Source organism: Dokdonia sp. Asnod3-C12, assembly GCF_045063975.1.
In the GTDB taxonomy this organism is placed as follows: domain Bacteria; phylum Bacteroidota; class Bacteroidia; order Flavobacteriales; family Flavobacteriaceae; genus Dokdonia.
The window spans coordinates 2,602,249-2,628,841 of record NZ_JBEFNY010000003.1; the positions used below are offsets into that span (position 1 = coordinate 2,602,249).

Here is a 26,593-nt window from a genome sequence, read left to right on the forward strand (position 1 = left end):
TGAAATTACTTTTAAAGTACAAGAACTGCAGTCTTTAAATCATTGCCAAATTAAGCTGCCAATCGTTAAACTGTGTTAATCTCAATTTTTTAGGAAACCACTCAAACCTTTTTCAACGTACATATGCAAAACAATAATCAATTTAACTTTTAAAATTACGTTTATGAAATCAATAAAAATTTGTGGATTACTTTTAGGAGCAGCATTAGTAGCTGCTAGCTGTTCATCTGATGATGAAGGAGGATCAACTGTTGTAACTGCAGATTCACGTGCAGAACTTTATGCATCAAGTAATAGTGATGGTGATGTAACAGTATATGACGTGAGAGATACTTCAAATATAACAGCTGCTAGCTTTGGTACAGTTTCTACAGATGCAGAAGGTATTTATTATGATGGTTCTAGTGATGAGGTAACTCAGGCATCTAGATCAGGACTACAATTAAATGCTTATGGAAACGTACTGCTGTCTACTGCAGGAATTAATCTTACTGCAACAGTAAGTAGTAATGCAGTATTAGTAAGTCCACGTGACCTTGCTGTAAATGGAGATTTTTATGTAGTTGCAGATAATGCAGACGTAGATGGTGATCCAGCAACAGCAGATGGTAGAATTTTTATCTTCCAAAAATCTGGAGGAAACTTTACTTTAAGAAACACGGTAACTACTGATTTTGCTTTATGGGGAATCGAATTTGTAGGAAATACATTGTATGCAGTAGTTGACAAAACTTCTGATGTAGCAGTTTTTGCAGACTTTACAGCAACAAACACAGCAGATGCAACAATTACACCTTCTAAGAGAATTACTATAGAAGGTATTGTAAGAACACATGGTATTGCAGAGAGTAATGGTACAATGATTCTTACAGATGTAGGAGATGCAGCATCAGATACAGACGGTGGTTTCCACGTGATTTCAAACTTTGAGTCCAAATTTGCTGCCGTAGCAAATGGAGAAACTCTTGCAGTAGCAGGAAACCAAGTGCGTGTAGCTGGAGCAGCTACCTTTTTAGGTAACCCAGTAGCAGCAGAGTATGATGCAGTAAATGATATCGTATATATTGCAGAGAGAGCAAATGCTGGAGGTAGAGTGCTTGCATATGCAAACGTACAAGCAGGAGGAGATCTTGCTCCAACTGTAAACAATGAATTAGAAGGGGCTTCATCTTTGTATTTATACCAAGAGTAGTAGTCACATAATTCCATTAAAAAACCCTCAAGAAAAATCTTGAGGGTTTTTTTTATGCGTCAATTTCAGACTTATGAAAAGTCTACAGTAATGATTGGAGATAAGTAATTAAAGCTTTTAATTGAGTAGGAGGATTGCCATGGTCAAATTGAGATGAATTATACATCTCGCTCTTTGAAGGAGAGATTTGCAAACTGGCTATAGCACTTCTATCTGTATACGCGCCGGTACTAGGTCGCACTAGATCCTTTATTTGAGGTAAATCAATATCTCTAATAAGGGATGTTATTTGCGCTACTTCGTCTGTAGATAATGCACGTTGTTGCTTTATTATACTTTCCGAGCTATTTGTGTAAGTAAGTGTATGCTCGACAATAGAAATTTCATAATTGAAACCCCTTGTTTGCGCGGTGTAGTTGATTGTCATTTTATCATCAGTATGTTGACTACATGATTTTTGCACACTCATTATGATGAGGAAGGTATAGAGAAAGTATTTCATATGTAAATATAAAAATACAGCGCCATAAAGGCGCTGTATTGTAGTTTGAAAGAAAGTGTTTAGTTAGTTTATAAAACCACTACGTACTCCCCCAGCTTCAAATAATGCTCTCATTCTTTCCTTTTGACCATTTGAGAACATATACATACAATCATCATTTACATAATCCATATAGTTCATAGTCATATCTGTAGATCTACAGTGTGTAGTAGGGAATGAAGGGCAGCTATAGTTAGGTTGATCAGAAGAAGGAGTATCTGCTACAAAATCATCACGTTTGCAACGACCATCACCCCAGATGTGACGAAGATTTAACCAGTGTCCAACTTCATGAGTTGCCGTACGACCTCCATCAAAAGGAGCTTGAGCCGTTCCTGTGCTACCAAAGTACTGAGGAGAAATTACTACTCCATCAGTAGCTGCAGCACCACCAGGGAACTGCGCATAACCTAATATTCCACCGCCTATGTTACAAACCCAGATATTGAGGTGTGTGCTAGGCGTTACCACGTTAGACCCTCCATTTGCAGAAGACTTCATCGCGTCATTAGTGCCCCAAGTTGCTGTAGAAGAAGCTTTTCTAATAGTTTGATCAAGTGTGAATGTTATCTCGCTATTTGCTACTCTATCTGCAAATAGTGCAGGTACTGATGAAGCATCACTATTTTGAAGTGTAAAATCTTCGTTAAGAACAGCGATTTGAGATGCGATTTGTGCATCACTAATATTTTCAGAATTGTTACTATAAAGTACGTGCACAACTACAGGGATATTAATAGTCCCTAAGTTATCAGTAGTGCCACCACCTGTATCACCACCACCAGTGTCACCACCGCCTGGCTTACCTCCTGGTTTACCTTTTGCATTTGAGCGTGAATTAATAATAGAACGTACGTTAGACTCTACATTATACATGCTTGCATATAACGACGGATCCTTATCTAATTTATCATTAAGAACTTTCATAGAGTGGCAATCTCTTCCGCCAGTTGAGCGGCCAGAATTATCGTCCTCTGTATATAAGTAGAAGTCACTCATATCAATTTGTTGTTCTTCTACTGCTGCTAGAGATTCATCCTGATCCTTCTCACATGATGTAAACATCATTGCTAATACTGCAGCGCTAAATAGTATTTTCTTCATAATTATCAAAAATTTAATAGGGTTACCATCACAATGTATTAAAATTTGTTAATTATTTTATGATTTAATTAACAAAATATTGAATTTTTTCAAGAGTAGATAGATGGTTATTTTAATGTGCTAATTTTCAACAATATATAAAGGAGACTTAATAGATTAAGTCTGGATATTTTTATATTTCTAATCTTTTGAGCGTTAAGTGAGCCTATGATTATTTTTTCAAATCTCGTATTTCGGCATATTTAGTATTCGGGGAATTGTATTTTCGATGAAATACACAGTTTTTAAAGCAAAAAAAAGCTTCAAGGTTTACCTTGAAGCTTTATATATATAAAACGTATAATTTTTACTCTTCTTCCTCTGCATTTGCTTGCATCGTAGAGAATACATTTTGAACATCATCATCTTCATCAAGCTTATCGATAAGCTTGTTTACATCTGCCTCTTCCTCTGGAGTAAGTTGCTTAGTTACTTGTGGTATACGGTCAAAACCAGATTCTAAGATCTCAATTCCTTTTCCTTCAAGGGCGCTTTGTATCGCTCCATAGCTTTCAAAAGGCGCATAGATATGTATCCCGTCTTCATCTTCAAAAACTTCTTCGGCACCAAAGTCTATAAATTCAAGTTCTATCTCTTCTACATCTTGTCCCTCTGCATTCACACGGAAAGTACAAGTGTGGTCAAACATAAATACTACAGATCCCGAGGTACCTAGGTTACCGTCACATTTATTAAAAGCAGCTCTCACATTTGCCACCGTACGTGTATTGTTATCTGTAGCGGTTTCTACAAGTATTGCGATACCGTGTTGTGCATATCCTTCAAAGATTACTTCCTTGTAGTCGCCTTGGCTCTTATCTGACGCTCTTTTAATGGCACGTTCTACGTTATCCTTAGGCATATTTACCGCCTTAGCATTCTGTATTACCGCACGCAGTCTCGAGTTTGAGTCTGGATCTGGACCACCTTCTTTAACGGCCATTACAATATCCTTACCTATGCGTGTAAATGCCTTAGACATTGCGCTCCAGCGCTTCATTTTACGTGCTTTTCTAAACTCAAATGCTCTTCCCATGTATATAAAGTAATAGATATTTTCGCGTAAGCAAAAATCTCCTTTTTAATAATAGTGTAATTAAAAACGCGATCAATACAAAAAGTATTGATCGCGGTAAAAATATGAAATCGGTTGATTTCTTTAAAATTTATAGTCCTTTATGCGCCTAAAATATCATCTATAGCCGCTGCAAGGTCAAAATCCTTTTCTGTCACACCATCTGCATCGTGTGTGTTAAGAGAGATTTCTAGCTCATTATACGTATTTGTCCAGGTAGGGTGGTGATCCATTTTCTCACACTCAAAGGCAATACGCGTCATGGTTGCAAACACCTCGCGGAAGTTTTCAAACTCAATCGTGGTGTGTATCGCGTTATCGTCATACTCCCAGTCTGGAAAATCTTCTAGTCTATTGTTGATTTGATCGTCTGTAAGTTTCATATGCTTGTTTTTAAAGTGCTAGATAAAGATAGATAATTACGCTTTCGCGAAAATAGGATTTCGATTAAATCTTTGTTAATGCATTTTATAAAATTGTAGTGCTCTAATGGCGTCAAGCTACATGTACAAACTCACAACCTACCATTAAAAAAGCCCCATCATTTGATGAGGCTCTTGAATATTGTATTGCTTATTTATTCGAGTCAGTCTTTGGTTTCTCAAGACCTCTAATGACTGTCGTGTTTTTCTTAACATTTTCCTTTCCGCGTCTAATCACGGCTTCTAGTTCGTTAAGTTTTTCTTCGGCTTTTGTTATCTTTCTTTGACGCTCTAAAACGTCTGGATTATTTGCACCTTTTTCTGCTTGTTCTTTGATAACTCTATCTTTAGCCTGTTTTACCTTTTCTTTCCCTCGGCGTAGTAGTTCTTCATTTTCTGTAAGGTTCTCATTTGTAAGTTGGATTTTTTCCTTTGCATCTGCTGCTCTAAGTTTTCCAAACTCCTTACCACTCATATCACCTTTCTCTCGGCCATAAGCATTTCCTTTGTTCTCCTTTTCTTTCTTTATTTTCTTCTCTTTTTTTTGCTCCTTTAAAGGTTTTGAGTCATAATCATCTGTTTCTTCATATGCTTCATCTTTAGGGCTTTTTAAATCTTTCTGTTCCTTTATTTCTTTTGCTTTACTCTTTCCTTTTTTCTGAAATTTTCTTGATTTCTCTTCCTTTATTTCAATCTCCTCATCTGCATCTTCTCTTACTTCTTGCACTTTTTCCTTAGAAGCTTTTACCTTAGCGTTACGTTTTTCTTGAGATTTACCTTGTGCAAAGCCAGAAGCTGTTGTTACTGTAAGCACTAGTAATACTAGTCCTAATATCCTATTTATATTTTTCATAATTCTTTTAATTAATTGTTTAATGAATCAAGCGCCATAAGAGCTTCTTCTGTCTCTTTTGATGTATTCATTAGCTCTTCGTTGGTTTGGTCAAGATTTTCTTCTACGTTATCAATAGTCTGTAACGTAGTTTCTACTTCGAGATTTTCAGGTTTATTCTCACGACAAGAGCTGACTGTAATAGCTAGCAAGATAACTAGGGTGTAGAGCGTTTTCTTCATAATATTCAGGTTAGGGTGTTAATTTGATGTAAAGTAGGTATTACTTTGGATATGTGATTTAATAATCATATAACGCCTAAATATGGTATTTTAACCCTTAAAACGTACCTATTGTGGGTAGAATTATGTTCCATTTGCTATTTTGTAGTGAGATGTAATGGTTCACGTCTAAGCAATCTTCTTGAGGTAGGAATTTAGATTTCTATCATAACAAAGGTCTTACAGCAGTCTAAACTTCATTCTACCCATTAATCGCCAGTGGTCTTTTATTTTGATAGATTTTCTTAAAATCACTTCAAAGTCAACGTCATTGCTACTGCATACTAGAATGATATGTCCCTTCTCAATAGCAGCAATCTTATTATTATCTTGAGGTTCATAACGAACCGTCTGTAACTTAATGTCTTCCCATTGCACATTAAAGGCCGATCCCTTTCTCAGTACTTCTTTAAAATCCTTGGCTGCTTCTGTTTTAAAGTTGGCTATTATGATTGCTACTTCAGGTATGTTTTCGCTAGAACTTGCTTGTATAATAGGGATGAGGTATAAGATGTCATCTTTGGTAGCCAGACTTTCTATGACCTTAGTATCATCTTGGTTTTTCAATGCAGAGAAGATGTTCTTGACTAGTGTTGTTTTTTTGAAATTTTCTTGTGCAACAGCGGTGTTACATACAAATAAGGTTAGTACAAGAAGTACTGTTTTTAGGGAGTTTTTCATTGATGAGATGAAGTGATTTATTGTTTCTAATAGTTAGTTACGCTTTCGCGAAAATAGGGGGTTTGGGGTTGATGATAATGGAATGTTTTTCTAGTTCCGTTGTTGTTCACCCACTATGTTATAGTCATAAATATCTTCGAGATTTTGTAATTCACATTCTTCAGAATTGAAAATATTTTTAAATTCTTTTAAAACTGTTGATGTTTTCTCCTCGGCTATTGCGATTTGTTTGTTTCGTGCACGTAGTTTTCTAGTCAACCTAGAGATATATAGCAAGAGAAATCCTATAAAGATTGAAAGAATTCCAAAACTAATAATTATCTCATGCACTTCATTTTCAATAGCTTTATTGAATCCGTATTCTAAACTTTCAAATATAGAATTGGGTGTTATTTCTGAATTACTAGTAGACAGATTAATTAAGGAATCTTTAAATGTTTCACCAGCTACATCTTTATAATATTTTTCAGTATCGGCTATTAAAAATTCATCAACATTTGTGTTTTCATATATCCAATCTGGATTGATATAAGTAACAAGTCCAGCAATTATTAAAAATAATGATACTGTAATTAATATAAATCGTTTGATAATGAGGTATGTGGTGCTGAAAAAGCGTAAAAATTTATTATATGACAGCTCTTCTTCGACTATTTGTAAGTAATTGATTTGAACATTTAAATGTTTATTTCTTTCTCTTTTTTGATCTATTACTGATTTGAGTTTTCTTCTGTCCATTTATTGATTAGTTGATGTTTAGTAATGTCTTAATTTAAACTTTCGCGAAAGCGTAAAACAACACAGTTGTCATTATGTTTAATGTATTGTCATAGCTTCTCAAGACGAAACTACAAACTCTTTTTAGAATCTCGCTACGGATTTCCGCAAAGAGGTGGAAAAAGAGAAATATTCATTTAAAAACACATAGTGCTCATAAACAATAAAAGCCATAGCTCGTACAATACGAGCTATGGCTTTGAGTGAATATGTATAGTTATTTAGTTTCTTCCAGCCATTACACCGCCATCAGTGTCCCATATGGCACCCGTTACCCATGCTGCTTTATCAGAAAGTAAGAATGTAATACTGTTTGCGATGTCTTGAGCCTCACCAAAACGTCCTATTGGGTGAAAAGCATTAAAACCTACGAGCGCTTTTTGAGCTTCTTCTTCACCGCCAAAAACGCTGTTATATACCGGAGTATTTACAAGAGCAGGCGATACTGCATTTACACGTATGTTATCCTCGGCAAGTTCCATTGCTAGGTGTTGCGTGAGGGAGTGTAATCCTGCTTTTTGCATAGAATATGCAGAAGATGGAGTTGCTTTTACTGCTTGCTTAGCCCACATAGATCCTACATTTACAATAGAACCACCTTGAGTAGCTTTCATTTTCTTTGCAGCACTCTGCGTGATAAAAAAGAAACCTCTATTAAGATCTTGGTAAGAGTTGTAATCTTCCATTGTGTGATCTAAAAATGGCTTAGGGCCAAAGATTCCAGAAGCATTTACAAGATAATCTAAGTTTTCTAGCTCGCTGATTTTAGCAACTAAACCATCCACTTCTTGTGTGTTTGAGATATTCACGGTGTGTTTGATAAGGTTAGGAGCATCACTTATTTTATCTGTGTTTCTACCCACTACGTGTACCGTTGCACCACCTTCAAGTAATGTATTTGTAGTCGCATTACCGATACCGCTTGTTCCACCAATTACTAAGGCTACTTTGTTTTCAAATTCTTTCATAGTTTAATTATTTAATTATTTATTTTGAATTAAAGACAGACAAGTCTGTCTTTTTAGTTGTAAATTTTTTTAAGTGATGAGTCGTTCACAAATATTTTTTGACTCTAGAATAGGCCAGTCTTCTTGGTGCAGGTGACTTTCTCCTACAGCGCTTTCATAAAGTAAATAGATTTGTCTAGCGAGAGAGGCTGTTTGAGGTTCATTTATTCCTTCGATATTAGCCGCTACAAGTTTTGTGATAAGAGCAATGAAAGTGTTTTTCTGTAACTGGATTTCGTCTCTTATGATCTTGTTATCTTTTGGTATCTCTGACACGGTCTTAATGCACCAGCAACCATTAAAATCCTTCTGCTGATAGAAGAGTGTCAAGAAGTCAAAGATAGCAAGGAGTTGTTCTTTTCCTTGTGTTTTTGAAGTAGTGAACGCTTCAAAATCTTCAAGAAAGCTTACGTTTTTATGTTTGAGATATGCTAAGCAAATCTCTTCCTTAGATTTAAAATGATTGTAGAGAGTCGCTTTTGCAATACCAGCTTCAGCAATAATCTGATTGATACCTGTAGCATTATAACCGTTCTTATAAAATAAGCTTGAGGCGGTTTTTATAATTCTACTTTTTACTTCGGCGTGTTTCATTGAGCAAATGTAGCACAAAATATTCAAAAACAGACAGGTCTGTCTATTTTAGTTTTGAGTCACGCTTTCGCGAAAGCATAACAATGGCAGCATCCATTTTTGAAGGCTATAATTTATCAGATGACATTCTAATAATCTTTAATAGATTACATCATAAGGTTATATTTGTTGAGCTCTTGATTGTGTTTGAAAATAATAACTATCACATTTATTCACGATGAGTACTCACTTGTGCTAACTCATGAAATCAATATCCAGATTTTTGTTTATGATGACAATTTATAGAATACTAAAGCTATGTGGTTTTAGTGTGTGCTTGCTGTTACTTCTGGCTGCCTGTACACAGGAAAATACGATTAGTCCAAGTGTTGAGAAAAAACTGGCTGCTATGGATAGTCTGGTACAATTACAACCTGAGCAATCTATTGTGATACTAGATAGTTTGCTGAACGACCATGAAGATCTTAGTGTGCGAGAACGAGCATTACTTTTGTTTCAAAAAGGAGAAGCTCAATATGTGAGTTATCATTATGAGGAAGCATTTAATACGCAGTTGCAAAGCTATGAGCTTTTTACAAACTTAAATGATAGTTATAATGAAGGTCGCGCCTTAATCACGCTAAGTGGCGCTTCTTTACATATGGGAGATGTAGAAGGATCGCAGGCTTATGCTTTGAAAGCGTTGCACCTAGCCAAACTCATTGATAATAATCGTATAGAAGGTAAGGCGTACAATCAATTATTTAAATTGCATTACCAGTTAAAAGATTATGAGAAGGCGCTGTCTTACATAGAGGCAACAGATAGTTTATACTCCAAGCAAGCAGACACGCTTTCTATTATAGCGATAAAGAATAATAAAGCGAGTATATACTTAGAGTTAAAAGAATATAACAAGGCATTAAATAGCTACTCCGAAGCTATGAATCTGAGTCAGTCTAAGGGTGATCCCAAGATATTAGTAAGTGTGCTCAATAATATAGGATACACATACATAGAAGCAGGAAAATATGAGAATGCCGAACAGTTTCTGAGAGGAGCTGTCAGGTTAAATAAGAATATTAATGTTATCAATGCAGCACCATATAAAGGGCTGGGTAATTTGTTTTTATTGACCTCAGAGATTGATTCTGCTCGCGTTAATTACGATAAGGCGCTTCATATTTATCAATCTAATAAGAATGCAAAGGAAGAGATTAATGTGAGAGACAGGCTGGTGGCGGTTTCGCTTTTTTATGGTGATTATGCACAAGCTTTAAATAATCAAATAATTAGAGATAGCCTGCAGCTAGATGTAAGTAGGTTAGAGCAGGACAATCTTTTAGAGTTTGCAAATGTCAATTATGAAGTAAAGAAAAAGGAAACAGAAATCGAGCATCAAAAGGAGATTAATGCTAGAAACAAATGGCTATTAATAAGTATCGTTTTGTTATTTCTTGCACTCTTAGTTGCTATAGGTTTTTATGTGTATAGTGCAAAATTGAGAGCAGCAAATAAAGCCACGACACTAGAGCAAAGCTTACTGCGTGCGCAAATGAATCCGCACTTTATTTTTAATACGCTGGCTGCTATTCAAAATATTACACTAGAGGGGAATGCTATAAAGTCATCTAATTATATTGCAAAATTCTCAAAGCTCATCAGGCAAAATTTTGATTACGTAAGGAAGGAGTCTATCACTTTAGATAAAGAGATAGCAATGATTTCTAATTATATAGAAACCCAGCAACTGCGTTTTAATAATGCATTTACCTATGTAATTCATCATGATCCAGACATCAATCCTAAAGAGGTTAAAGTGCCACCTATGATGTTGCAACCTTTTGTTGAAAATGCTATCGAATACGGCCTTAAAGAAAGAAAAGAAGGAGGAGCGCTAGAGATTAAAATAGAAAAAGAGGCAAAGCAGCTATTATTTGTTATTGTAGACGATGGAGTAGGAAGATCTGCAAAAGTAAAGCAAGAGAAAGTGACCGAAGAGTTACACGCAACCGCTATTTTTAAAGAACGTTTAAAAATGAGAAAAATGGGGGAGGAGAAATCATTTATAATTGAAGATCTCTTTGATGAACAGAAGAATCCCACAGGTACTAAGGTCTCATTTAAATTAAAGCAGTAATGATTAAAGCAGTTATTATAGAAGATGAGTTTAATGCCTTAAACACATTAGATAAACTCATACGGTACACGCAAAAGGACATTGATGTGATAGCCAAAATTGATAATGTCCCAGAAGCAATCTCATTTTTAAAAGCAGAAAGTCCTGATCTTGTTTTTCTAGATATAGAACTAATAGGAGGAAATGCTTTTCAAATACTAGAAGCACTTGATAGTATTGATTTTAAAATAATCTTTACAACGGCTTATGATGAATTTGCAATAAAAGCTATAAAATTTGACACCATAGATTATTTGTTGAAGCCTATTGATTCTGATGAGCTATCAGAATGTATAAATAGATTTAGAGTCGCTTATAAAAAAGAGCAAGTCTATAAAAATGCGGTAGATAAAGTCTCAGAGATCAATCAAAAAGAGATTGAGAAAACCCTATTAATTAAGACAGCAGAGGCACAATATTTTTTACAAACTAAAGATATCGTACGATGCCAGTCTGATGGAGCGTATACGGTCTTTCATACAGTAGATAGAACCATAATGAGCGCTCGTAATCTTAAGTACTATGAAAATATACTAAGCGAGCACACCTTTGTACGCGTGCATCAGTCACACTTAGTAAACATAAAGTACATTAAGACTATTAATGCTAATAATACAGTACATCTTACAAACGGTGAGGAAATACCAGTAGCTACACGCAAAAAGTCGTACTTAAAACAAGTGCTAGATACACTTTAAACGCACTTATAAAACCAAAAATAGCGAATGTAAAACGCTTGCTAGAATACCCTTATCCCTGTCTTAGTTTTGAAGTAGATAACAACTTTAAAAACAAAATATCATGGGATTAAAAGAAAAAAGATTTACTAAAACATTTCAAGAAGAGCAGTTTCCACAACTACAAAAAGCGATCATTGAAGCAGCAGGTTTTGATGTTACTTTTAACATAGCATGGGACACATTATTTGAAGATCGCTTCTTACATCTTTATAGCGATTCTTACCCAAAAATTTACTTCTTACCACTTATAGAAGCTTTTAAGGCAATCACCGCAGATGAGATGGGTAAGGAAGCCTTAGCCGAGAGCTTAAAAGAAATACATATTATTAATACTAAAGATCACCACAATCCTGCAAACGGATTTACATTTTCTAATGGTGTGTTAACCTTGGATCACAGTCCAATAATAAACGCAGATAATGTGGAGAGCAGAACAAAAGTGCTCACTACTATATTAGAAAACAACTTGTAGTTGAAGGTGTCATTTAAGTAGAACTAGTAAGAAGTATTGGTATGTATAGATTTATTGTTTCATTAATTTTTATAGCAGTATTACTGCTTTTAGGAAGTTGCGGAGTTTCTAATGCTAACGCAAAAAAAGGATTTGACACGTATTTAAACACGCATCATCATAACAAATATGATATCCTAACTTTTAAAAGGAATTTTAATACAGCAACAATGAATCCTAACCTCTACTGGGTAGAATTGAGCCTTAAAGAAAATCCAGAGATTGTGATCAATTTTAGATGGGATGCAAAAAATAATGATGTGTATGTTCCCGATTTTTATGAAGAAGACAGAAGTATTGAGGCGTTAACACAATATCAAAAAGAAGAAATTCTGTTAAGAGAAGAGATGTATCAAGTCTTAGATGATGATGTAGTAGCCATGGAGGTAAATGTCTTTAATCATGAAATCAACATCACACTAGATAAAGACCCCTCTTTTGATGATTTTCAATTCTTCTCAAATAAAATTTGCAGTGTATTAGATAAATATCCCAATACCTGGACGAGAGAGGCACGTGTTGATTTCAGGCTGAAAGCCGAGCGAAAAGGTTTTTATGAACTAATCGTAAAACCTAATAATTATGATGATAGTAGGGAGTCGTATAGATATCATCCTAACTCCATAATCATCAATAATTACGGATCAACAAAAGCAGATGCTATTGATCAAATGGTGCAACAAGAATTTTCAAAACCTAATGCGCCAGTTTTTTTAAACCGAATATGGGTACATCAATCAGATTTAAGTTCGATGTACTTGGCTATCGAGAAGCACAAGCCTCGTGAAGGAGTTCAAAATCCTAATAACTTAACAGAGGGTGCTGGTATGTTCTTAGTAAAAATGGATTATGATGATCTGGATTTAAAAATCATGTCATACTACGATTATAAAACGATTTCCCGTGATAACATATTCCTTGATCTCATGGAGCAATTGCCAGATGATTATAAATACCTCATAGAGGACTCATAAACCAGTTTACATCATGAATACATCACCATATTATAAAGCGTTTGTAGCCCAGACGTTAGAGGGAGTCCTACAGTCTATTTTCAAAAAAGAAGAAGACGTTTTAATAGCGATTTCACTGACTAACGGAGTCTACCTAGAGGGGTTACTCATTGATCTAAAAAAAGATGATAATCACACTACAGCTATCTGTTTACGCACTCAAAACGAAGAAATATCCTATGTACACATGCATAGCATTGCAATGGTTACAGTAAAACAACCTAAAAAAATGGTCGTGGAGCTGTCACAAGGAGCGATAAGTAGACCATTATCATCCACTTCAAATGAGTTGACAGTACTACAACTCAAAATCTGGTTAAAAAATGAAAAAGCACAGTTAGGAAGTCAGATTCAACATGTCAATGTAGAAGCATTAGATCTCAAAGAGGAGAATAATAGACTTAATGTTCAAGACCTATTTGTAGCATTTAAAAACTGTATAGAGTCAATTACAAAAGACAGCTTAGGAAAAGAAGCTTGGCTAGGTGTTGACAACATCGTCATACAACAAGCAGAAAAATTACAACTTACTATTGAGGCAAGCACACTAACTATATCAATTGCAATACACAAAGCCTTGCCTCAAAACCTTTCTTCATTATTAGAAGAAAAATTACTTCAATTATTATAAAAACAATTTTATCAATTATAAAAACACAACATTATGGGACTTAAAGAAAAAAGAATCATTCAAGCATTTCAAAAAGAAGTATTTCCACAATTAGAAACCGAAATCAACCGAGCAGCTGGTTATACAGTGCCTTTACAAATAGAGTGGAACACGTTAATGGAAGATCGTTTCTCTCACCTGTATAATGATACATTCCCTAAAATTTACTTTTTACCGTTAATAGAAGCCTTTAAGGTGATTTGCGAGGACGCTATGGGAGTAGAGCTTTTAAAGTCAGGTCTTAAGAGCGTAGTAATTGTCAATGAAAATGATGAGCATAATCTAGAACGCGCTATCACCTTTGAAGAAGGTGTTTTGAAAATTAATCACGGCCCAGTGGTAAACGCAGATAAAGTAGAAGAAAGAGCTGAACGCATTACGTCACTTCTAGAAGAAAAACTAGAAGAGTTTGCAGAGGGAACTACAGAAGCTGCCACAGCAAATACATCAGACACAGCTGCTACTGGTGGTCAGAAGGAGACTGGCGAGTCTACAGTGACTATTGAAGAATTGTATAACCAGTCTATTGCATTATCACTTGAAAAGCAAGAAATATTTGATGAGTTGGTAAAAGATTTAGGATGGAGTTGTGACATGCTTGAGGGTAAAGTAACCTTTGGTGATGATAAGGTCTTTGACATTCAAGTACTAGGAACCTATTCAGAAAATGAGAAAAGCTGGTTATGGGCATGGGCAAATAATCAAAGCGGTATCCCAGAAAAGTTTTTACAAACATCACAGGCAGTACAAGCATTAGGAAAGGCGTGTAATATTGAGGATTTTATAGCGCCAAAATTAGAGATCGATTCAGACCCAGGAATTTATTTTGCGACCATTGCCTCAGTAATGGCAAAGGAAAGCTGTTACCTCGCGCTACCTTTTAAAGGCATCACTGTGTATGTGACCATTACTTCAGAAGAAGTAGAGAGTAAGGTGAGAACTGCACCGGCTTTGTTATGCTCTCACTTCACATTTATTGCTGCAAACTATTCCTTCCCTCACAAATACAGTCTGTATTTCTACCTTAAAAAGAAAGGTTATGAGGTAGAGCTACCAGGCAATAACATTATCGCTCAAAAAGGCGAAGATCAAATTCTTGGAATCTTTGACCTCAAGGGAAGGCTCATGAAACTATCTAATTCAAAAATAACCGTTCAAGCTTAACAATATGTCATACACATCAGAAACACTCTCAGCACTAGAAAAAGAACATCAAACAGCGCTAGCTACTGCACAAGATAAAATGTTAAGCGAGCTAAGCGATGCACAAGCATCTGGAGATCATGCAAAACTACAAGAAGCAAGTGTAGATTTTCAAAATATAACATCAGAGCTAGCGACTGCATATGCAAAACGTATTGAAGAAATAAATGCACTCAATCACAAAGCCACTGTAGAGCAAGAACCAGAAATTTATACAAATAAAAGGGCAGATGTAGATTTAAATCTACTCGTATATGATGGAGATAGAGACTATGTAATCGCTTTTCAAAAAGACGAGTTGATTCAAAAGACGCTAGAAAAAGTAAATAAAGGTAATAGCAAGTTTAAGTCTAGAAAACACCTATTAAAATCTAGTTTAAGACTTACAAAGACACTTGCGCCCATGCTCCATGAGATAGGAGAACACTGCAAGCAAACCTTGAAGCTTAAGGCAGATATTGAGTTTTTTGTATATCAAAGTGATATGTTTAATGCCTCATGCTATCCACCAGATGATAATAAATTATACATCATTCTATCATCAGGAATACTGGAGCGATTCTCAAAAGATGAGCTCACCTTTGTAGTAGGGCATGAGATAGGGCATGTGCTATTTGAACACTTTGACTACCCAGTGAGACAGATACTTGATCACGGGGAGAATGATCTCGCACCTATACACGCGATGAAGTTATTTGCGTGGAACAGAAATGCAGAGATAAGCGCAGATAGAGCAGGACTGCTATGTTGTCAAGATTTTGAAGCCGTAGGACGCACTTTCTTTAAGCTTTCTTCTGGAGTAACTACAGATTCTCTAGACTTCCAGCTTAATGCATACATAGAGCAGTTTAGTGATCTTGAGGAAGTGTTAAACGATTCAAATCACGATCCTTCAGACTGGTATAGCACGCATCCTTTTAGTCCGCTTAGGATTAAGGCACTCGAGCTTTTTAATAAGAGTGAGACCTATGCAGCCTTTAACGATACCATCAAGGGTGAGATTACAGAAGAGGCGATGGAGCTAGAAATCAAGCGCATTATGTCATTAATGGAGCCAGAAAACCTAGAGGACGAAAGCGAGCATTCAGAAAAAATACAGCGTTTAATGTTCTTAGGAGGTTACCTCATTTCTAATGCAGATGGCGTGGTAGACGACTCAGAGATCCAAGCATTGAGCAGTATTGTAGCGCCTAAGGTTTTTGCAAATTGTATGATGACCATAAAAGGACTCACAGAAGATGAGATGATAAGCGAGGTACAAGAGCTCACACGTGATTTACACATAGTGCTCTCGGTCATGCAAAAACTCAATTTACTACGAGATCTATCTATCATTTCCTATGCAGATGGCGAGATAGATGACAGTGAGATTATCGTGCTATACAACCTAGCAAGATTACTGCATATCAATACAGACTTTATAGACCGTGTCATAAGCGATGCACAAGGAGTAGACTAACAACGGTTTAAAGATTTCTACGCTTTCGCGAAAGCAAAGCTAGAATGGGGTTTAGGGGGCTCCAAAGAAGGAAAGGCAGCAATACTATATTGCTGCCTTTTTATTGTTGTGAGATTTTTGTGCGCTATGATACGTGGTAAAAAAAATAAGTGCGCTTTCGCGAAAATGTGAAGTGATTTGAGACTTTAGTGAATCAAATTGAGGATTTAATTTGTGGAAATAAAGTAGAAGTAATCTTGATTTTTAACTCAAATTATATTTCAACTCTTTTAATTTTAAATTTGAAAGGAATCTTTTTTGCTTGATAAATTGTTATGTTTTTTCTTTTACCAATGTCAATTATTTCTTCTTTATCCTCTTGTGATATATTTATTCCTAAAGTTATTTCTGTATAACAATCATTTTCAAATCGCAACTTTCTATCCTCATCGGTTGGTGAGTCTGGATAGAACAATTTTGATATTCTATACTCCTTCTCGTATTTCCAGTTCCTTGCCTTATTTTGAATTCTATTCGCAGATTTTTGAGCTATATTTTGTTCAAGAGGATTAATAAAAGGGAGGTCATCATTATTATCATAATTCACAAGGCCAAACATTCCTACTTTAATATTATTTCTGATCTTTTTTCAATTAGACCAACGCAATAACCTCTATGATTATCTGCATAATGTGACCACATTAAAATATTATTCCATATTGCAGATAAAGATATTACTCCAGAATACTCGTTTTGTCTGTCAAATACGATTTTTTCAAGCTTATTGTGAAATTTATCAATATCACTTTTTATTTGGTCGTAATAATCGTTTTTCCTTTTTAAAGATTCTTCATCTGTTAATTCAATTAATTTATTAATACTTAATTCAGCATATTCCTTAATTTTTTCATCGGTATTTAATGAATAAATATTATCAGGAATTCGGCAATCAAAAGGATCATTGAAGTATTTCGGTGAAGTTAGAAATAAAACATTGTCCTTTATTAACTCTTTGTCAAAGTCAGATTTCCAACTTCTATATTTATAGATTATTTTAGGAAGTTCAGAGTACATTTATATATGATTAATAGGTGATTGCATAAAGTCATTATTACACTTTTTGCATCTTCCTGTCTGTTGTTATTTCTTAATAAATTTATCTAAATATACACCTATTTATAAATCTATATCCACACACAGCGCTACTAGAAATAGTTATTGTGAGCATATTTTAGCGAAAGCGAACTAAAAATATTGATCATTAAAAATACTTTTTACGAAAGTCTAAAGGCGTCATACCTGTTTTTAATTTAAAGAATTTTGAAAAATAGGCGTAGTCTGAGAATTCTAGTGTTTCGGCAATATTGGCTAAATTTTCGTGAGAATGTACAATCAATCTTTTTGCCTCTAGAATGATCCTTTCAGAAATTAATTGGCTTGTTGTTTTATTAATTGTTTGTTTTACTACTCTGTTCAAATGCTTGGTAGTAATACATAATTTATCAGCGTAAAATTTAGGGAGTTTTTCACTTTTAAATTGGTCATTTATTAAATGCTCCAAAGCTTCAAGTATATTAATATAGCCGGGCGAACTGAGTTTTTCTATATTGATATCAACGGTATATACTCTTGTTAATTCTATATAAATGTCGTTTAATGAGTTTACTATTTTTAACTCTCTTAAAAGATTGTTTTCTGAATATTCGGTATAAGCTTCTTTAAATTTGAGGTTTAATTTTTGAAGATTTTCTGGAGTGATATCTAAAAAAGGAGGGTTTTGATTCGAGTAAAAAAAAGGAAATGAATGTAGCTTGTGGTTTAAGAACTTAAAATCATAAAATTCTTGAGAATGGAAAAAGATGTATCCTTGTGGTGGTGTCTCAAATTTCCAAAAATGAGTTTGCCCTGGTTTTAAGAAAAATACCCTTCCTGGATTTATACTGTAAGAATTAAAGTCGATCTCGTGGGTACCTGTACCTTCCGTAAATAGTACACATAGATAGAAGTTGTGACTATGTGGTTTATTAATTAAATCCTTGTTGCGCTGTATGTGGTCTGAAAAAGAATTGATATACACATCATTGAGAGGTGCAGATTCTTTAAATTGACTAATATTAAGAACAGGTATTTTCATCTTAAATGTCCTAAAAGTACAAAAATGTGCGAACATTCTATAAGGTTCCTAATTAGTTTCACTCTTAATTTTGCATCATAAAACATATTGTGATGAGTAAAATAATAGAAGCATTAAATTGTAAGTGTCCGAATTGTAAAAATGGAAAGATTTTTAAGAATGGTGGTAACGTTTTATTGGTGAAAATCCCAACAATGAATGAAAGATGTCCAGAATGTAATTATAAGTTTGAAAGAGAAACTGGTTTCTTTTTTGGTGCTATGTTTGTAAGCTATGCGCTCGCTGCGGCTCAAATGATAGCAAGCCTTGTGGTATTTTGGTATTTTATTGATTTATCACCTTTACTAGTTTTTGCCATTATTGCGATAACAGCATTTCTGACTAGCACTACCAATTTTAAATTATCAAGGTCTATCTGGATATATTTATTCTACTAAGATGGTGTTTAAAGATTGTCGATAGTATTGTTCTTAAGAGGCTAGAGCATGAAGCATGTCTATCTATTGATAGTCATCGAGGTTGCCTAAGAGCCCGTAAGTGATAATAGTAGATAGATCATTTAACCAATCTATGATACTTTAAAATAATCTTGACGATAGAAGGTTAAGAATTAATTATTATAGAAGTCATTATGATGATAAAAGCTGCTACTTTTTGATAGTAATTGATTGATAATAAACCTGTAATTAAAAGTAAGTCGTTTGTAGTAGTTGCCTTTATATATCCATCGCTTAAGCCTGATTTTTTGAACTCCATCAATCTCTTATTGTCCTCTAGTATACTCCATTTGTTATTCCAAAAACTATCTGACTTCCATTCAAACTTTTCATTGTCCAACAATATTTGTGTCTTAGCATTCTAAGAATTAAATGTTATCCTACCGATTATATTTTTGGATTTTAAATCCATAATATCCATTCCAGAGTCAAACAGTCCCTTCTTCATGAATTTATAATGAGATTCGTTTATCATTCCATAGAAAGTGGTGCTAAATGCTTCTTTTTTGAGCTCTCCTATTTTTTTCTCACTCGAATATAATTCAGATGTTGATGAGAAAAATCCTTTAGTCCATTTGTAGTTTATCATATTTCTTATTGCTTCCCACAGGCGCAGCATAAAGAAAGCAACGCACCTTGATACGTATTGCGATTGCTAGACGGCCTGCAGTTGATTGTTTTTTGATTGATTGTCTAAATATACACTTATTTGTAAATCTAGCGCAGCGTGTAACGCTACTAGAAATAGTGATTGTAAGAACATTTTCGCGAAAGCGTAGTTCAACTCATTTTAATCAGAATATGCTGTAAGCTGCTAGTTTGATAAAGTTATTATGAACGCCATTTGTAATCATCAAGCATCGTAAAACTCGGCGGTTTTAATGGTAAATCCTAAAGCTTTGAGTTTGGTTTTGAGTTGAGATAACGGGACACTATTAGGACTGTCTCTATATGTTATGTTATTTACAGTGATCTCTGTAGCTCCGGCTCCTTTTGCTGGTAGTACATTAGTAAAGACGAGCTCGCTATCATAGTCAAATACCGTGAAGTCGTGCATAGTGGCTAGTGCGTATTGCTGGGTAGTGTCTAGAGATAAAAGCCGTAGCTGGTTGGGTTCCATTTGTTGTGCTAGCTCCTTTGGGGTTCTATAAACCTTAGCGTGATACAAAGCGAGTTGTGCTGCGTGAACTTCATCTTCCTTATCTGCCAGTAAATCACTAGGTAGCTCATAAGATCTACGGAGTGTTTTTAATTGGCCATAGCTGAGTGTAAAGGTTTCTACTAGAGTGAGCTGCTTGCTTATGCGAGCTTCTCTATCATAATACTCATTGATGTATGGCTTAGCCATTGCTATCTCATTATACCAACCTATATAGAGGAGTGCCGCTGTTTTTCCTAATGACTCATTTCTAATACCTCCATAGACAGAGAGGCCAATCCTAATATCGCCAAACCACCAGTGTGCAGCATAAATAACACTGCCGCTGCTATATACCTCGTTATACTTTTTACCATCCGGCAGCGGATTCTTATGAACGTTATGAGGTTCGCCTAGTATAGATGTGAGCTGCTTCATATAAGGCACTTGGTGCTGTTGAAACCATCCCTTTTTGATAGGTTTTAATCCAAATGAAATGGAGGAAATAGGTCTGTCATAAGAAGGCCCGTAGAATTCACATGAAACAGCTTCTAAGCCTAAAAACCCGTTTGAAGGTATTTTGTGAAGCTTCCAAGAACTTGTACTCTTGTTGAGGTTTTCACGCCCAAAGATTTTAAAGACATCATTAAATGTTTGTCCCCATTTAAATAGTTTATTGTCTATCTCAAAGGTGCTCCAATCCATACTCTTCTAATACTAATCATTGTTTGTGGCGGGCTATAAATATGTGCTCTTAGGATTGCTGGATTATTTATAATTAATTGTTGAGTTGATCAATTGCATTGTTGACTTGGTTTCTTCTGTAAAATCTCCGTCTTTTGTCATGAGTTTTTCAAAACTCACAAACAATGTTTTTTTGGCTGAGTTTTTCACCTCTAGGATTAGTACCTCTTTACTATTGTTTATGGTTGCTTTCTTTGCAGGCAGTGTGTCATTACCTAATTGAAAATCTAGACTATTTATCTCTTGAGTAGATGTATTCATGTTATTAATGAACGCTCTTGCAAAATCTTCAAGTTTTAATTCTTGATCCATTTCATAAATCACGATAGTCGTGCTATCACCCTTTAGCGTGTTTACTTTTAAAGTCTCGTGTGCTTGATAAGAGGTCTTGAATGATGCGGGATAAGAGAAAGAAAGAAAGTCATTTACAAAACTACTACGATTCAATTTTTCTATTGCTGTACTTGTGTTCTCACTACTCTTATGGTCTTGTATGTGTTTGCTAGAATCGCAGCTAGTAAAGGAAAGCATAATTGCGATTATATAGATTTTCCGTAACATTGATAAAAGAGTTCGAACAACGGTTTGCACTATCACTAGTTCTATTTTAAGAAATTGCTTTAAGAGCTTCAATGATGTCATTAGGCTCGGAGCGTGTTCTATAGTCAACATTTACATAACTCCATGTAACTATACCTTCTTTATTCAATACAAAAGTGGCAGGGATAGGTAATATGCTGCCTTTGCCATTGTTGATTTTATCCAGATCTAGTCCTCTATCTACCTTCATGTGGTCCATTAAAAATGCTGGCACCTCCCAGGATACGCCATATAGAGAAGCAACCTTTGCATCTTGATCAGATAGTACCGTAAATTCCATATTGCTAATCTCACTTTCTGTCATAGATCCATCTGACACCTGTGGACTTATGGCAACAAGTGTTGCGCCTAGCGTGCGAATTTCCTCTAGTTTTGACTGTAATGCTCGTAGTTGTAAGTTGCAATAAGGACACCAATCACCGCGATAAAATGTAACCACAACAGGACCTTGACTCAATAAAGTGGTGAGAGATATCTTCTGCTTTTTAGGATTAGGAAGTTCAAACTCTGGTGCTTTGTCACCTACTTGAAGCGCATCCTTTCCAGTAAGAAAAGCTTTAGCCTCCTCGATAACTTTATCTACGCCTTTCATAAAGTCAGGTTTTGCCTGTCTTCCAGCTTCAATTTTGGCGTCTGTTTGTTCTTTTAATGTTTTCATTATTGTTTGTCGGGGTTTTATGTCTAGTGGTAGCATTAGTTTTACTCAGGAATTTTAACTGTCAAATTTATATCCTCAATGGAATTAAGTTTGTATTTGGTTGAATTTCCTTTAGCTTCTAAAACGATAAAGTGTTTGGAAGGTTTGATTTTACTGAATAATTGATTCTCAAGAGCAGATAGCTTAAATATTGAGAAAAAATCTTCATCAGTTTCTTTAATCATAAACTTGTAATTAGCAATTTTTTTATCTCTGTCGTTGAGAATTTTAAAAGTGATTTCCTTATTTCCTTTACGCTCTTCTATTTTAGAGAATTCAAATTTATTTCCATTTACTTTTTTTGATAAGTTGTTTGTTTCAATAAAATTTAAAGAATTCGATTTATCAATGTGAAAGTAATGCTCCTCATTTTCTTTGGTATCAAAAATTCTAGAGACTAGAGAATCATTGCGTTTGTATATATGCATATGATATGAATCATCCTCAGAATTAAAAAAATGAGTCCATTCTTGATTGGGAAATGATTGTGTGGAAAAACTGCTCTTTACAATTTTATCAAAATTATAGTTTTGACCGTAGCTTGTACTCACTAATAATATAAAAATTATAGACAGTAGTATTTTTATTGTTTTCATAAGTTATTTATAACAGTCTACTTCGTAAAGCAAGAGTATAAAATAGATTTTTGATAGCCAATCTACAAATAGATACTCATGCTAATTTGTGGTTTTCCTTAATATATATATTATTTGTAAAATAAAATACATTATAGTATTAGCAGTTTTGGGGACTGTTGTTCTTCAATTACAGCTGCTGATGTATGAGTCACGCTAGGAAAAATATTTTTTGAAGTAGTCTACCTAATAGGTATATAATGTACTGTAAAGTATGACTAGTTAATCCAGTCAAATGCTTTTATAGAAACACCTGTAAAACAATCATCGGCACAATTATTAGGTGTAAAACCGCATAATGTAAGTAAGCCATTTACTTCAGTCTGTAAGTATATCGCATTGTTCTCTTGATCTACTACGAGGTATTCGCTTGCGCAAGAATTGTATAACTCGTCTATTGTAAGCGGTGCAGCTCCTTCTTGGTTAGTTCCTAAAGCAGCTTCGTTTTCAGAATAGGTGTCTGTAATTGTTCTTTCTCCAGTCTCACCATTTATAGTAAAGGATTGGTATACTCTAGAGACCACACTGTTATTTATCACTTTGATTTCTGTAGTGCTTCCATCACCTGTAAAGGAGATAATGTCTGTTTGATAGATGTATGATCTTCCATTGTCAGTTTTTAAACCTGTCCACTTGCTTAAACTTTCGTCATATGATAGACCAGTTTCACCATTCAAGTCTGTAAGTGTAGATAGGCTATCTGTATTTGTGGTATCGTCATCACTATCACAAGAGGTAAGTAAGAGTGTAGAAGCTAAAAGGAAGTTTAGAAAAAGTTTCATAGTTATGTTTTTATTTGATTTGTAATATCTTATCAAACGACCTACGCTTTCGCGAAAGCGAAAAAAGCTAGTTATAACCTCTCTGGTACGTAAATACAATTTGAAGGGTTAAATCTACGATTACAATTCTATAATATTTTACGGTTTTCCTTTAGGCTTGTTATTTTTATGTGAAATTTACGTTATAATGTTGTATGCAATAAGCTTAGGCACATGGCTTTAATTCTTGTAAGTAGAGGGCTTAATAGCCTTTGAACAGTAAGTTAGTTATTCTAGGAATGTAGGATAATTATGGAGACGCTTTTTTATCTCACAACCCCTTTGTAAATCAAGATAAAGGATGTATTTTTGCACTCCTTTTTGGCCACCTTTAGAAAGCTGCCAGAGAGGTATTTAAAAATCAAAACAAACCCTTTTACGGTTTCTAGGTTTATTAAGCTTTCGCAGAAACGTAAAATACAAAACCCATCTATCTATAAAACGCTTGTTTTTAGGTGGATGCAAATTTTAGCAAATGGCTGAAGAAACAAAAAATCCTGAAGTTCAGGAAGACGCTGCAGTAGTAGCACCAAAAGTTGAGCTATCTCCAGCTCAAGAGAACCCAAAGAAATTTCTTGAAGATTTTAACTGGGAAAAGTACGAAGAAGGAATCGACACTGTAGATGACAAGCAACTTGAAGAGTTTGAAGCGCTAGTAGCTCAAAACTTTGTAGATACACTTGATGACGATGTAGTAGAAGGAACAGTAATTACAATTACTGATCGTGATGCAATCATTGACATTAACGCTAAGTCAGAAGGAGTGATTTCTCTTAATGAGTTCCGTTACAATCCAGATCTTAAAGTAGGTGATAAAGTAGAAGTACTTATTGACGTACGTGAAGATGCAACTGGTCAATTGATATTATCACACCGTAAGGCACGTGTTATCAAGGCTTGGGATCGCGTTAACGCAGCACATGATGAGGGAACTATCGTAAACGGATTTGTAAAAGCTCGTACTAAAGGAGGTATGATCGTAGATGTATTCGGTATCGAAGCATTCTTACCAGGATCACAAATTGATGTGAAGCCTATCCGTGATTACGATCAGTATGTAAACAAAACAATGGAATTCAAGGTTGTAAAAATCAACCACGAGTTTAAAAACGTTGTAGTATCTCACAAAGCGCTTATCGAAGCAGATATCGAAGAGCAGAAGAAGGAGATCATCGGGCAGCTTGAAAAAGGACAAGTACTTGAAGGTGTTGTTAAAAACATTACTTCTTACGGTGTATTTGTTGATCTTGGAGGTGTTGATGGATTGGTACACATTACAGACCTTTCTTGGTCACGTATCAACCACCCGAATGAAATCGTTGAGCTTGATCAGAAACTGAATGTTGTAATCCTTGACTTTGATGAGGATAAAACACGTATCCAGTTAGGTCTTAAGCAACTTTCTAAGCATCCATGGGAGGCTTTAGGAGAAGAGCTTAAAGTAGGTGATAACGTAAAAGGTAAAGTAGTTGTAATCGCAGATTACGGTGCATTTATCGAAGTAGAAGAAGGAGTAGAAGGTCTTATCCACGTATCAGAAATGTCATGGTCTACGCACTTACGTAGCGCTCAAGACTTTGTAAAAGTAGGAGACGTAGTAGATGCTCAAATCCTTACTTTAGATCGTGAAGATCGCAAGATGAGCCTTGGTATCAAGCAATTAACGCAAGATCCATGGACAGATATTACTTCAAAATACCCTGTAGGTTCACGTCACGAAGGTATCGTACGTAACTTTACAAACTTCGGTGTGTTCTTAGAGCTAGAAGAAGGTATTGATGGATTAATTTACATCTCAGATCTTTCTTGGACTAAGAAAGTGAAGCATCCATCAGAATTCTGTGAGGTAGGAGATAAACTAGAAGTAGTGGTTCTTGAGCTTGACGTAGATGGACGTAAATTATCTTTAGGTCACAAACAAATCGAAGCAAATCCTTGGGATAAGTACGAGGATGAGTTCAAAATGGGTACTACTCACAAAGCTGCAATCACAGAGATTGTAGACAAAGGAGCTACTATCGATTTTAACGAGGATATTACTGCATTTGTTCCTACTCGTCACCTTGAAAAAGAAGACGGTACTAAATTAGGAAAAGGAGAAGAAGCAGAATTCCAAATTATTGAATTCAACAAAGACTTCAAGCGTGTAGTTGCTTCACATATGGTTATCCATAAAGAAGAAGAAGCTAAAATCGTTAAGCAACAAGCTAAGAAAGCTAAAACTCAATCTGATGAGTCTAAGCCTACTTTAGGTGATGCAAACGATGCTCTTGCAGCTCTTAAAAAGAAAATGGAAGGAGGAGAGTAATTCTCACCATCTAGTTTTTTATAATAAAAGCCTCTCAGGAAACTGAGAGGCTTTTTTTTTACTTTTTTATAAGGCTGTAGGCTTTTGTAGTCTTTTTTCTTACAAAATGATTGTATATATTCGCAATCCCATTTTTAAAAGTGTGGGTTTTTTATCAATCAAATAACAATCAATTTATTATGAAAAAAATTATTTTAACTGCAGTTATGGCTGTAGTATCAGTGACAGCTTTAGTAGCTCAAGAAAATGCAGTGAGTGCAAAAGCCGGTTACACATTAATAGGTGCGAAAATTTCTTCTGATGGTCAGGATTTCAAAAGTTCTGCTAGCGGTTTTCACGTAGGTGTGGAGGCAAACTTTGAGCTTTCAGATAAACTTTATGCTGCACCAGAACTTCTTTTTACGATGGTCTTTGAAGAAGATGCAGATGTAAAGTTTTTGCAAGTACCACTTTTTTTAAAGTATTATGCTTCAGATAAATTCTACGTGAGCGGTGGTCCTCAGGTTACTTATACACTCGAAGAAATTGGAGATGATTTTACTAAATTTAATATTGGATTTGGAGCAGGTCTAGGTTATGAATTCACAGAACGATTCTATGGAAATTTTAGAACTGTTTATCAGCTCAATAATTATTACACTGGAGATCTTGATATCAAAAGCAGAAATACAATTTTTAATTTAGGTTTTGGTTTTAAATTCTAAATTTAACGAAGCTTATTAATGATAAATAGAAAAGCAC

30 protein-coding genes are annotated in these 26,593 nt (G+C 35.0%); 11 read left to right on the forward strand and 19 right to left on the reverse strand.

Translation table 11 applies throughout. The features are described 5' to 3' along the window. Window positions 1–163: 163 nt before the first annotated feature. Window positions 164–1,192, forward strand: a complete 1,029-nt coding sequence (locus ACJJVW_RS11780) for a hypothetical protein (protein ID WP_405252058.1) — start codon at window positions 164–166, stop codon at window positions 1,190–1,192. Between the two features lie 82 nt (window positions 1,193–1,274). Here the strand turns inward: ACJJVW_RS11780 and ACJJVW_RS11785 are convergent, their stop codons facing one another. From ACJJVW_RS11785 to ACJJVW_RS11830, 10 genes are all read right to left on the reverse strand, one after another. Further along, a complete protein-coding gene (locus tag ACJJVW_RS11785) occupies window positions 1,275–1,694 on the reverse strand; it encodes a hypothetical protein (RefSeq protein WP_405252060.1) in 420 nt (139 codons plus the stop codon). A 63-nt stretch (window positions 1,695–1,757) separates the two neighbouring features. Continuing rightward, window positions 1,758–2,837 carry a zinc metalloprotease gene (locus ACJJVW_RS11790; RefSeq protein ID WP_298325919.1) on the reverse strand — a complete coding sequence of 360 codons (1,080 nt, stop codon included), beginning with the start codon at window positions 2,835–2,837 and terminating at the stop codon, window positions 1,758–1,760. Between the two features lie 346 nt (window positions 2,838–3,183). Further along, a complete protein-coding gene (locus tag ACJJVW_RS11795; RefSeq protein ID WP_405252062.1) occupies window positions 3,184–3,912 on the reverse strand; it encodes a YebC/PmpR family DNA-binding transcriptional regulator in 729 nt (242 codons plus the stop codon). A gap of 140 nt (window positions 3,913–4,052) precedes the next feature. After that, window positions 4,053–4,334 (reverse strand): 4a-hydroxytetrahydrobiopterin dehydratase, encoded by a 282-nt coding sequence (locus tag ACJJVW_RS11800; protein ID WP_013749750.1) that lies wholly within the window; start codon window positions 4,332–4,334, stop codon window positions 4,053–4,055. Window positions 4,335–4,524: 190 nt separating this feature from the next. Next, the gene (locus ACJJVW_RS11805; protein WP_405252064.1) at window positions 4,525–5,226 is read right to left on the reverse strand and encodes a hypothetical protein; all 702 of its coding nucleotides are present in this window, start codon (window positions 5,224–5,226) and stop codon (window positions 4,525–4,527) included. Between the two features lie 11 nt (window positions 5,227–5,237). After that, on the reverse strand, window positions 5,238–5,447 hold the full coding sequence (locus tag ACJJVW_RS11810; RefSeq protein WP_298325908.1) for a hypothetical protein: 210 nt from the start codon (window positions 5,445–5,447) through the stop codon (window positions 5,238–5,240). Window positions 5,448–5,666: 219 nt separating this feature from the next. Next, complete coding sequence (locus tag ACJJVW_RS11815; protein WP_405252066.1) at window positions 5,667–6,167, reverse strand: hypothetical protein; 501 nt, start codon at window positions 6,165–6,167, stop codon at window positions 5,667–5,669. Between the two features lie 90 nt (window positions 6,168–6,257). Beyond that, window positions 6,258–6,905, reverse strand: coding sequence for a hypothetical protein (locus ACJJVW_RS11820; RefSeq protein ID WP_405252068.1), 648 nt, complete (start codon window positions 6,903–6,905; stop codon window positions 6,258–6,260). A gap of 260 nt (window positions 6,906–7,165) precedes the next feature. Continuing rightward, complete coding sequence (locus ACJJVW_RS11825) at window positions 7,166–7,912, reverse strand: SDR family NAD(P)-dependent oxidoreductase (RefSeq protein WP_298325901.1); 747 nt, start codon at window positions 7,910–7,912, stop codon at window positions 7,166–7,168. A gap of 69 nt (window positions 7,913–7,981) precedes the next feature. Continuing rightward, window positions 7,982–8,545 carry a TetR/AcrR family transcriptional regulator gene (locus ACJJVW_RS11830; RefSeq protein ID WP_405252070.1) on the reverse strand — a complete coding sequence of 188 codons (564 nt, stop codon included), beginning with the start codon at window positions 8,543–8,545 and terminating at the stop codon, window positions 7,982–7,984. A 388-nt stretch (window positions 8,546–8,933) separates the two neighbouring features. Here ACJJVW_RS11830 and ACJJVW_RS11835 point away from each other — a divergent pair, with 388 nt between their 5' ends. The 7 genes from ACJJVW_RS11835 (at window position 8,934) to ACJJVW_RS11865 (ending at window position 16,299) form a co-directional block, all read left to right on the forward strand. Continuing rightward, on the forward strand, window positions 8,934–10,664 hold the full coding sequence (locus ACJJVW_RS11835) for a histidine kinase (RefSeq protein ID WP_405252072.1): 1,731 nt from the start codon (window positions 8,934–8,936) through the stop codon (window positions 10,662–10,664). Further along, complete coding sequence (locus tag ACJJVW_RS11840) at window positions 10,664–11,401, forward strand: LytR/AlgR family response regulator transcription factor (protein ID WP_405252074.1); 738 nt, start codon at window positions 10,664–10,666, stop codon at window positions 11,399–11,401. Before ACJJVW_RS11835 ends, ACJJVW_RS11840 begins: the two co-directional genes overlap by 1 nt. Window positions 11,402–11,504: 103 nt before the next feature. Beyond that, window positions 11,505–11,915 carry a hypothetical protein gene (locus tag ACJJVW_RS11845; RefSeq protein WP_405252076.1) on the forward strand — a complete coding sequence of 137 codons (411 nt, stop codon included), beginning with the start codon at window positions 11,505–11,507 and terminating at the stop codon, window positions 11,913–11,915. Window positions 11,916–11,956: 41 nt separating this feature from the next. Continuing rightward, window positions 11,957–12,928, forward strand: a complete 972-nt coding sequence (locus tag ACJJVW_RS11850; protein ID WP_405252078.1) for a hypothetical protein — start codon at window positions 11,957–11,959, stop codon at window positions 12,926–12,928. A gap of 13 nt (window positions 12,929–12,941) precedes the next feature. Further along, window positions 12,942–13,598: a hypothetical protein gene (locus ACJJVW_RS11855; RefSeq protein ID WP_405252080.1), complete on the forward strand. Its 657-nt coding sequence runs from the start codon at window positions 12,942–12,944 to the stop codon at window positions 13,596–13,598. A 33-nt stretch (window positions 13,599–13,631) separates the two neighbouring features. Continuing rightward, the gene (locus ACJJVW_RS11860) at window positions 13,632–14,801 is read left to right on the forward strand and encodes a DUF6882 domain-containing protein (protein ID WP_298325882.1); all 1,170 of its coding nucleotides are present in this window, start codon (window positions 13,632–13,634) and stop codon (window positions 14,799–14,801) included. A 4-nt stretch (window positions 14,802–14,805) separates the two neighbouring features. Then, window positions 14,806–16,299, forward strand: coding sequence for a M48 family metalloprotease (locus ACJJVW_RS11865; protein ID WP_405252082.1), 1,494 nt, complete (start codon window positions 14,806–14,808; stop codon window positions 16,297–16,299). Window positions 16,300–16,552: 253 nt separating this feature from the next. Here the strand turns inward: ACJJVW_RS11865 and ACJJVW_RS11870 are convergent, their stop codons facing one another. From ACJJVW_RS11870 to ACJJVW_RS11880, 3 genes are all read right to left on the reverse strand, one after another. After that, complete coding sequence (locus tag ACJJVW_RS11870) at window positions 16,553–16,897, reverse strand: hypothetical protein (protein ID WP_405252084.1); 345 nt, start codon at window positions 16,895–16,897, stop codon at window positions 16,553–16,555. Window positions 16,898–16,899: 2 nt separating this feature from the next. Next, entirely contained in the window at window positions 16,900–17,352 is a 453-nt protein-coding gene (locus ACJJVW_RS11875; RefSeq protein ID WP_405252085.1) for a hypothetical protein, read from the reverse strand. A 187-nt stretch (window positions 17,353–17,539) separates the two neighbouring features. Beyond that, window positions 17,540–18,412: a helix-turn-helix domain-containing protein gene (locus ACJJVW_RS11880; protein ID WP_405252087.1), complete on the reverse strand. Its 873-nt coding sequence runs from the start codon at window positions 18,410–18,412 to the stop codon at window positions 17,540–17,542. Between the two features lie 92 nt (window positions 18,413–18,504). Between ACJJVW_RS11880 and ACJJVW_RS11885 the strand changes: the two genes are divergently transcribed. Next, window positions 18,505–18,849, forward strand: a complete 345-nt coding sequence (locus ACJJVW_RS11885) for a DUF983 domain-containing protein (protein ID WP_405252089.1) — start codon at window positions 18,505–18,507, stop codon at window positions 18,847–18,849. 421 nt (window positions 18,850–19,270) lie between these two features. Here the strand turns inward: ACJJVW_RS11885 and ACJJVW_RS11890 are convergent, their stop codons facing one another. The 6 genes from ACJJVW_RS11890 to ACJJVW_RS11915 all read right to left on the reverse strand — a co-directional run bounded on the left by ACJJVW_RS11890 (window position 19,271) and on the right by ACJJVW_RS11915 (window position 23,505). Continuing rightward, a complete protein-coding gene (locus ACJJVW_RS11890; RefSeq protein WP_405252090.1) occupies window positions 19,271–19,498 on the reverse strand; it encodes a hypothetical protein in 228 nt (75 codons plus the stop codon). A gap of 264 nt (window positions 19,499–19,762) precedes the next feature. Further along, complete coding sequence (locus ACJJVW_RS11895; protein ID WP_405252092.1) at window positions 19,763–20,752, reverse strand: hypothetical protein; 990 nt, start codon at window positions 20,750–20,752, stop codon at window positions 19,763–19,765. A 63-nt stretch (window positions 20,753–20,815) separates the two neighbouring features. Then, entirely contained in the window at window positions 20,816–21,352 is a 537-nt protein-coding gene (locus ACJJVW_RS11900; RefSeq protein WP_405252094.1) for a hypothetical protein, read from the reverse strand. 46 nt (window positions 21,353–21,398) lie between these two features. Then, the gene (locus ACJJVW_RS11905; RefSeq protein ID WP_405252095.1) at window positions 21,399–22,049 is read right to left on the reverse strand and encodes a peroxiredoxin-like family protein; all 651 of its coding nucleotides are present in this window, start codon (window positions 22,047–22,049) and stop codon (window positions 21,399–21,401) included. A 41-nt stretch (window positions 22,050–22,090) separates the two neighbouring features. Then, window positions 22,091–22,684 (reverse strand): hypothetical protein, encoded by a 594-nt coding sequence (locus ACJJVW_RS11910; protein ID WP_298325855.1) that lies wholly within the window; start codon window positions 22,682–22,684, stop codon window positions 22,091–22,093. A 257-nt stretch (window positions 22,685–22,941) separates the two neighbouring features. Next, window positions 22,942–23,505: a hypothetical protein gene (locus ACJJVW_RS11915; RefSeq protein ID WP_405252097.1), complete on the reverse strand. Its 564-nt coding sequence runs from the start codon at window positions 23,503–23,505 to the stop codon at window positions 22,942–22,944. A gap of 514 nt (window positions 23,506–24,019) precedes the next feature. On the opposite strand from ACJJVW_RS11915, the gene rpsA reads away from it, so the two are divergent. Continuing rightward, window positions 24,020–25,852: a 30S ribosomal protein S1 gene (gene rpsA, locus ACJJVW_RS11920; protein WP_108878307.1), complete on the forward strand. Its 1,833-nt coding sequence runs from the start codon at window positions 24,020–24,022 to the stop codon at window positions 25,850–25,852. Window positions 25,853–26,031: 179 nt separating this feature from the next. Continuing rightward, complete coding sequence (locus ACJJVW_RS11925; protein ID WP_405252099.1) at window positions 26,032–26,556, forward strand: outer membrane beta-barrel protein; 525 nt, start codon at window positions 26,032–26,034, stop codon at window positions 26,554–26,556. The last annotated feature ends 37 nt before the right edge of the window (window positions 26,557–26,593 follow it).